This is a genomic window from Variovorax sp. 01T439_2 (assembly GCF_056398445.1).
This window is the reverse complement of record NZ_JBFTPJ010000214.1, coordinates 1-7,133: the sequence shown is the minus strand read 5'-3', so window position 1 is coordinate 7,133 and position 7,133 is coordinate 1. Positions and strand designations below refer to the sequence as shown.

At 69.3% G+C, this 7,133-nt stretch carries 9 protein-coding genes and 1 pseudogene; 5 read left to right on the top strand and 5 right to left on the bottom strand.

Annotation, left to right across the window (positions count from 1 at the left end; all coding sequences use genetic code 11):
- Together AC1DOC_RS12370 and AC1DOC_RS12365 are read right to left on the bottom strand one after the other, a co-directional pair.
- Nucleotides 1-296, bottom strand: a pseudogene (locus AC1DOC_RS12370) (methanol utilization protein MoxY); the annotation flags it as partial.
- Nucleotides 293-1,171 (bottom strand): alpha/beta fold hydrolase, encoded by an 879-nt coding sequence (locus AC1DOC_RS12365; protein ID WP_478083339.1) that lies wholly within the window; start codon nt 1,169-1,171, stop codon nt 293-295. The pseudogene AC1DOC_RS12370 and the gene AC1DOC_RS12365, both read right to left, overlap by 4 nt.
- Nucleotides 1,172-1,459: 288 nt before the next feature.
- On the opposite strand from AC1DOC_RS12365, the gene pqqA reads away from it, so the two are divergent.
- The 5 genes from pqqA to pqqE all read left to right on the top strand — a co-directional run bounded on the left by pqqA (nt 1,460) and on the right by pqqE (nt 4,772).
- Nucleotides 1,460-1,534 (top strand): pyrroloquinoline quinone precursor peptide PqqA, encoded by a 75-nt coding sequence (pqqA, locus tag AC1DOC_RS12360; protein ID WP_010100094.1) that lies wholly within the window; start codon nt 1,460-1,462, stop codon nt 1,532-1,534.
- An 84-nt stretch (nt 1,535-1,618) separates the two neighbouring features.
- Nucleotides 1,619-2,542 (top strand): pyrroloquinoline quinone biosynthesis protein PqqB, encoded by a 924-nt coding sequence (gene pqqB, locus AC1DOC_RS12355; protein WP_478129872.1) that lies wholly within the window; start codon nt 1,619-1,621, stop codon nt 2,540-2,542.
- A 21-nt stretch (nt 2,543-2,563) separates the two neighbouring features.
- Nucleotides 2,564-3,328 carry a pyrroloquinoline-quinone synthase PqqC gene (pqqC, locus tag AC1DOC_RS12350; RefSeq protein ID WP_478079181.1) on the top strand — a complete coding sequence of 255 codons (765 nt, stop codon included), beginning with the start codon at nt 2,564-2,566 and terminating at the stop codon, nt 3,326-3,328.
- Nucleotides 3,325-3,618 (top strand): pyrroloquinoline quinone biosynthesis peptide chaperone PqqD, encoded by a 294-nt coding sequence (gene pqqD / locus AC1DOC_RS12345; RefSeq protein WP_018904577.1) that lies wholly within the window; start codon nt 3,325-3,327, stop codon nt 3,616-3,618. The genes pqqC and pqqD overlap by 4 nt, the downstream gene beginning before the upstream one ends.
- Entirely contained in the window at nt 3,615-4,772 is a 1,158-nt protein-coding gene (gene pqqE, locus AC1DOC_RS12340) for a pyrroloquinoline quinone biosynthesis protein PqqE (RefSeq protein ID WP_478079180.1), read from the top strand. Before pqqD ends, pqqE begins: the two co-directional genes overlap by 4 nt.
- On the opposite strand, the gene AC1DOC_RS12335 is transcribed toward pqqE, so the two are convergent.
- The 3 genes from AC1DOC_RS12335 to AC1DOC_RS12325 all read right to left on the bottom strand — a co-directional run.
- Nucleotides 4,756-5,754 carry an MxaL protein gene (locus tag AC1DOC_RS12335; RefSeq protein WP_478079179.1) on the bottom strand — a complete coding sequence of 333 codons (999 nt, stop codon included), beginning with the start codon at nt 5,752-5,754 and terminating at the stop codon, nt 4,756-4,758. The genes pqqE and AC1DOC_RS12335 overlap by 17 nt on opposite strands.
- Nucleotides 5,751-6,302, bottom strand: a complete 552-nt coding sequence (locus AC1DOC_RS12330) for an MxaK protein (protein WP_478079178.1) — start codon at nt 6,300-6,302, stop codon at nt 5,751-5,753. The genes AC1DOC_RS12335 and AC1DOC_RS12330 overlap by 4 nt, the downstream gene beginning before the upstream one ends.
- Nucleotides 6,299-7,133 (bottom strand): vWA domain-containing protein (locus AC1DOC_RS12325; RefSeq protein WP_478129871.1); only part of this gene is annotated, 835 nt, incomplete at its 5' end. The genes AC1DOC_RS12330 and AC1DOC_RS12325, both read right to left, overlap by 4 nt.

The following is a 7,133-nucleotide window of genomic DNA, read 5'->3' as shown; positions in this document are numbered from 1 at the left end:
GCCTTGTAGACCGAGTTGGGCGAGCTGTAGAGCACATGTTCGTCGGCATCGAGCAGCGTGATGTCGTTGGAGCGCACGCGCCCGACGCCCTGCAGGAACGACAGCATGGCCGGCGTGCCCTGGGCCGCATAGAGCCAGGCGGTGCGGTTCAGCAGCTGCGCGGCCACGCGGTTGGCCGCCACCACTTCCTCGTGCACCGATTCGCGCATGGCGCGCATCTGCAGCGCGAGCATGGCTGCGACGAACAGCATCGTCAGCAGGCTGACGATCAGGTTGATCTTCAGGCGCAGCGTCATGGTGTGGGCGCATCGCCGAAGTGGCCGTGCCGCGCGTAGCCGTCGAGCGCGGCGACCATGGCGGAGGCCATGGCCGGGTGCGCAGGATCGTGGCCTGCGCCATCGACCCATTGCAACTGGCTGTGCGCAATGCGGCCGTGCACCGCCTGTGCGCCATGCGGCGCGCAGATGCGGTCGTCGCGCGAATGCAGCAGCAGGGTGGGCACGCGCGGCAGTGCGGCCAGGCGGTCCAGCAGCGGGGGCGCATCGAGCCAGCAGCGGTGCAGCAGGTAGTGGCTCTGCACGCGGTAGCGGTCGACCAGTGCGTCGAGCGTTTCGCCCTCGGGTTCGGCTTGAGCGGCCGGCGGCTCGCTGGTTGCGGCTCCCGCGCCGCGCGCCAGCGTCTGCTCCCAGCGCCACCAGGCGAGCGTGAGCTGGTGGACGCCATCGGTCGGCGCTTGCTGCAGCCCGCGAGCCAGGAAGCCCAGCATGTCGTGGCGCTCGCCGGCCGGTGCCACCGACGCGAACTGCGCCCACGCGGCGGGTGCGCGGCCGGCGCTGTCCTGGAAGAAGGCGTCGATCTCCTCGGCGCTCGGCAGGAACACCGCGCGCAGCAGCAGCGCCGCCACCGCTTGCGGTTCGGAGACCGCATGGGCCAGCGCCAGTGTGGCGCCCCACGAGCCGCCGACCACCAGCCAGCGCCGCACCCCGAGTTGTTCGCGCACGCGGCGCAGGTCGTCGAGCAGGTCGGCCGTGCGGTTGTGCGCCGTCGCGCCGCGCGGGCGGCTTCGGCCGGCGCCGCGCTGGTCGATGCTGATCACGCGGTAGCGCGCCGGATCGAAGAAGCGCCGCAGCAGCGGCGAGCTGCCCGAGCCCGGCCCGCCGTGCAGGATCACGGCGCAGATGCCTTCCGGATTGCCACCTTCTTCTACATGCAGAACATGGCCATGCGGCACCTCCAATGCGTGGGTGCGCCAGGGGGAAGATTCGGGGTACAGGCCGTTGGGAAGCACGAGGGCGATGGTACGCGGTGGCCCTGTAGCCGCTATTCATGAAAATCATGAAGTGYGAATCATGATTTCATGGCTGGGTGTCGGTGGTTCATGGGTTCAAGATGGGTACCGGAGCACACGAAGTTCCCGCAGCCGCCACATGGCGCTGTGCAACCTTGCAGGAGACACCCTATGAAGTGGGAAACCCCAACGGCCACCGATCTTCGCTTCGGCTTCGAGATCACGATGTACGTCAGCGCCCGCTGAACTGCGCCTCGCCGCAACCCGCCCCGGTACTCCCGGGGCGGGTTGTTTAGAGCCCCTGCGTCTTTCTTCTTTTTTCATTTCCCGATGCGCATCACCGTCCTGGGCTCGGCCGCYGGYGGCGGYTTTCCGCAGTGGAACTGCAACTGYSCCAACTGCGCCGGCGTGCGCAGCGGCACGGTGCGCGCCAAGCCGCGCACGCAGTCGTCGATCTTCGTGCGCCCCGAGGAGGGCGAGGACGGCGTGCTGTTCAATGCATCGCCCGACATCCTCGAGCAGATCCGCAGCAGCCCCATCCTGCAGCCGGCACGCGCGATGCGCGACACCGCGATTGCGGGCGTGGTGCTGATCGACGGCCAGGTCGACCATGCCACCGGCCTCTTCATGCTGCGCGAGCGTGGCACGCCGCTGCCACTGTGGTGCACCGACCCGGTGGCCGAAGACCTGAGCGAGGGTAATCCCGTGCTGCGCGTGCTGTCGCATTACTGCGGCGTGGCGCGCCACGCGATCACGCTGGACGGCCACGCCTTCGAAGTGCCCGGCGTGCCCGGTCTTAGCTTTCGCGCGCTGGCGCTGACCGGCAAGGCCGCGCCGTACTCGCCGCACCGCGAGCAGCAGGTGTCGGGCGACAACATCGGCGTGACCATCCTCGACCGCAGGAGCGGCAAGAGCCTGTTCTACGCGCCGGGCCTGGGCGCCATCACGCCGCCCGTGTTCGACGCCATGGCCAGCGCCGATGCGGTCATGGTCGACGGCACCTTCTGGACCGACGACGAGATGCTTCGCCTGGGCGTGGGCAGTAAGCGCGCGCGCGAAATCGGCCACCTGCCGCAGTCGGGCGAGGGCGGCATGATCGAATGGCTGTCGAAGCTGCCCGCCACCACCGCGCGGCGCATGCTGATCCACATCAACAACACCAACCCCATCCTCGACGAAGATTCCGATGAGCATGCGGCGCTGCGGCGCGCAGGCATCGAGCCCTGCGAGGACGGGATGACGATCCAACTCTGATAAAAGGCACCGAGCTTCGCCATGCACGCCGACAGGATCCAAGATTCACCACGCCCTGCAACAGGCAGCGACAAAGCCGCCCCGGCATGGAGTCGCGAGGCGTTCGAGGCCAAGCTGCGCGAGCGCGGCCGCAGCTATCACATCCACCATCCGTTCAACGTCATGCTCAACAGCGGCCGGGCCACGCCCGAGCAGATCCGCGGCTGGGTGGCGAACCGCTTCTATTACCAGATCGCGATTCCGATCAAGGACGCGGCCGTGCTCTCGAACTGCCCCGACCAGCAGGTGCGCCGCGGCTGGGTGCAGCGCATCCTCGACCACGACGGCTTCGAGCTCGGCGGCATCAAGGACGAAGGCGGCGTCGAGGCCTGGCTGCGGCTGGCCGAGGCCGTCAGACTCACGCGCGAAGAAGTGCGCGACCTGCGCCACGTGGTGCCGGCAGTGCGCTTCGCGGTCGATGCCTACGTGAACTTCGCGCGCCGCGCGCCCTGGCAGGAGGCCGTGTGCTCCTCGCTCACCGAGCTGTTCGCGCCCGAGATCCACAAGCAGCGCCTGGCCACGTGGCCCGAGCACTATGCGTGGATCGAATCGGCGGGCCTCGACTACTTCCGCAACCGCGTGAGCCAGGCGCGGCGCGACGTGGAGCAGGGCCTGGCCATCACGCTCGACCACTTCGACACCCGCGCGCTGCAGGAGCGCGCGCTCGAAATACTGCAGTTCAAGCTCGACATCCTCTGGGCCATGAACGACGCAATGGCGACGCGCTACGGCGTGAACGGCGCATGACCGCGAACAAGACCATGCTCAGCGCCGAAAGCAAACCCCGCGTCGGCCCCGGTTTCCGCCTGCAGTGGGAGCCTGCCCAGGAATGCCATGTGCTGCTCTACCCCGAGGGCATGGTGCGGCTCAACGGCAGCGCGGGCGAGATCATGAAGCGCTGCGACGGCGAGCGCAGCGTCGCCGCCATCGTGGCCGACCTGGAGCAGGCCTTCGACACCACCGGGCTCGAACCCGAGGTGCGCGGCTTCGTCGAAATGGCGGCGCAGCAGAACTGGCTGCGCTGGGACCCCGCATGACCACCACCGCGCCGCCGCGCCCCGGGCCGCCGCTCTGGCTGCTGGCCGAGCTGACCTACCGCTGCCCGTTGCATTGCGTGTTCTGCTTCAACCCGGTCGACTTCGCGCAGCAGGAGAACGAACTGGGCACCGAGGACTGGCTGCGCGTGCTGCGCGAAGGCCGCGAGCTCGGCGCGGTGCAGTGCGGCCTCTCGGGCGGCGAGCCGCTGCTGCGCGACGACCTCGAGATCATCATTGCCGAGGCCGCGCGCCTGGGCTACTACACCAACCTGCTGACCTCGGGCGTGGGCCTCACGGCGCAGCGCGCCGCCGCGCTCAAGGCCGCGGGCCTGGACCACGTGCAGCTGTCGTTCCAGGACTCCACGCGCGAGATGAACGACTTCCTCTCGCACACCAAGACCTTCGAGCTCAAGAACCGGGTGGCGAAGATCATCAAGGACCAGGGCTGGCCGATGGTGCTGAACGTGGTGATCCACCGCATGAACATCGACCACATCGACCGCATCATCGAGATGGCGCACGAGATGGGTGCCGAGTACCTCGAGCTTGCCAACACCCAGTACTACTCCTGGGCCTTCGTCAACCGCGACCAGCTGCTGCCCACGCACGAGCAGCTGCGCCATGCCGAGGAGGTGACCGACGCCTGGCGCAAGCGGCTCGGCGAGCGCATGCGCATCTTCTTCGTGGCGCCCGACTACCACGAGGGCAAGGCCAAGAAATGCGTCAACGGCTGGGGCAGCATGTTCCTCACCGTGGCGCCCGACGGCACCGCGCTGCCTTGCCACACGGCCAAGATGCTGCCGGGCCTCGAATTCCCGAACGTGAACGCGCACAGCCTGCGCGAGATCTGGTTCGATTCGGAAGGCTTCAACCGCTACCGCGGCACCGGCTGGATGAAGGAGCCCTGCGCGAGCTGCGACCAGCGCGAGCAGGACCTGGGCGGCTGCCGCTGCCAGGCCTACCTGCTGGCGCAGGACGCGGCCGCCGCGGACCCGGTGTGTGCGAAGAGCCCGGACCACCACCGCGTGGTCGAGGCGGTGGAACGCGCGGCCGCGCGCGATCCGGCGGCGCCGACGGAGCATCCGCTGGTGTTCCGCGATCCCGCCAATTCGCGGCGGCTCTCCTCCGCGGCGCTCGTCACGCCGGACGCGTGAGGCCGCGCGGCGCCGCGCCGCGACCGGTGGCCTTTTCTTTTCGCTTCACTGGGCGCCGCGCACGCAGCCAGCCCAGATCCGGCGCGAAGCGCCACGCCAGCAACAGCAGCGCGAGCAGCGCGGGAATCCACCGCAGGTCTGCGTCGGCCGGCAGATGCTGCGCGTAGCGGCGGTCCAGCATGGCGGTCTTCAGGGCCTCGGGCGTGTTCAGTCGCCGGTAGTTCACGCCGACCAGTTCGGCCAGCGCACGCAGATGGTCCTGCCTGAGCTCGGAAAGATGTTCGTGGTTCAGCGCGCTGCCGATGGCCGAGCCCTGCACCACCTCGTCGGCGCGCCAGTAGCCGGCGGGCTCGCCGTTGCTGCCGGTCTTGGGAATCGGCATCGGCACGTCGCCGCCCACGCCGATCAGCCAGCCCTGGACCTCGCCGGGCTTGATGTCCGTCATCGGCGGTGTCTCGTTGATGCGCAGCGGCGGCGATTCCTGCCCGTCGCTGATAAAGACGAAATGCGTGTCGGGCCCCACGCTGCGGGCGCCGCGCACGGCCCAGGTCACGCCCTTGCTCACGTTGCTGGCGTTGGCCCAGCGCATGCGGCCGTCGATGCGTTCGAGCGAAGCCAGCAGTTCTTCATAGTGGCTGCAGACCTCGACCGGCGAAAGGATCACCAGCGAGCGGTAGTCCGCGAAAACGCTCCAGCCCACCTTGGAGCCGCAGGGCAATGCGCCCAGCACCTCGCGCATGGCGGCGCGCGCGAGCGTGAGGCGGCTCACGGCCGCGTGGTCGAGCTCCACATCCTCGACGTTCATGCTCTGCGTGATGTCGAAGCTGACCTGCCAGTTGAACACCGGCCGCTGCAGCTGCACGCGCGGCGGCCAGACGGCGAGCGCCAGCAGCAGCAGGGCCAGCAGCAGCGGCCAGCTGCCGGTGCTGCCGCCGACGCGCCGCCAGGCGGCGTGCCACTGCTGCGGCAGCGGCGGCTTCACGGCAGGTCTCCGGCAACGAAGCCGGGCACCCGCACGCGGCGCTGCTCGTGCGCCGGCTGCTGCTCGGCCGAGAAGGCTTCCTGGTCCTCGGGCGCGAGCCGCAGCGCGCGCTCCAGGTTGTAGCGCGCGTCCCAGTCCTCGGGCGCGGCGCGCAGCAGGTCGCGCAGCCGCTGCTTGCCGAGCTCGAACAGCGGCAGCGCGCCGGCGTCCTGCGCCATGCCCTGGCGCAGGTACATGTTGCCCAGGTTGAACAGCGCCTGCCGCGCGACGGGATCGCGCTCGCCGGCCTGGATCAGGCTCGCGTAGCCCTTGAGCGCGGCGTCGTGCGCGCCGGCCTTCGAGAGTGCCAGTGCCTGCGCCAATTGCAGTTCGCGCGGCGCCGAGATCGGCGCAGCCGCCGCGTCCTTGCCGACCGGTGCGGCGGCGATGCGCGCGATCTCCGTGTTGAGGTGCATTGTCTGGCGCAGCCGCAGACCGCGCTCCAGCGCCACGCCCGCGCAGCACAGGCTCAGCACGCCGAAGACCAGGTGAACCGTGCGTCGCTTCATGAGGAAGTTTCTTTCCGCCAGCTCTGCAGCTGCACGGCGCGGCAGGCGAGCAGGCCCGCGCAGCACAGCATGGCTGCCAGGTAGAACGCGGCGCCGTGGTCGCGCCGCGGGACCCGCTCATGGATGGTGAGCGGAAAATTCTGCTGCCGGTCGATCTCGGCCATGGCGGCGGCCATGGCATTGGAATCGTCCACCTGGTAGAGCCGGTAGGGCGTGCTCAGCGTCTTGAAGAACTGGTGCAGCGCCAGTTCCTCGCCAAGGCCGTAGGCCGAGACCGTCTCGGTGTTGAGGTTGGGCGAATTGGGGCCGCTGCGCACGTAGATCCAGTACAGGCCGATCTTCTCGCGCGCGAGCCCGGCGTGGACGCGCTGTCGCGTCGGCTCGTCGAGCTGGGCCCCGCCGTCCGACACGATCAGGATCACGCGGCTGCCCGAATAGCTGCGGCCTTCGAATTCCTCGATGGCGGCGAGCAGCGCCACGCCCATGCGGGTTTCGGGCAGGCCGCGGCCAATGGCGGTGGCGGCAAGCGCAGCCTGCACGGTGTCGGTCTTCTGCGTGAACGGCACCACCGCGATCGGCACCGTGCTGAAGGTCATGAAGGCAAAGCGGTTGTCGGGCCGCTTGGCGACGAATTCGCTCAGCAGGTCGCGCACGACCTTGGCCTTGGGCTCCTGCGACATGCGGCCCGCGGTCTTGAGGCCGTTGGTGTGCACCGTCGCATCCATGCTGCTGCTGCGGTCCATCAGGATCAGCACCTCGGCGCCGCGCCCGGCGCGCTCTACCACGGCGCCCGACTGGCCTGGCCCCGCGAGCCCGAGCACCGTGAAGGCC

Bases quoted from the DNA above. Each gene is read 5' to 3' on its own strand.
- pqqC (WP_478079181.1), top strand. From the start codon at position 2,564: ATGCACGCCGACAGGATCCAAGATTCACCACGCCCTGCAACAGGCAGC.
- pqqD (WP_018904577.1), top strand. From the start codon at position 3,325: ATGACCGCGAACAAGACCATGCTCAGCGCCGAAAGCAAACCCCGCGTC.
- pqqE (WP_478079180.1), top strand. From the start codon at position 3,615: ATGACCACCACCGCGCCGCCGCGCCCCGGGCCGCCGCTCTGGCTGCTG.
- AC1DOC_RS12330 (WP_478079178.1), bottom strand. From the start codon at position 6,302: ATGAAGCGACGCACGGTTCACCTGGTCTTCGGCGTGCTGAGCCTGTGC.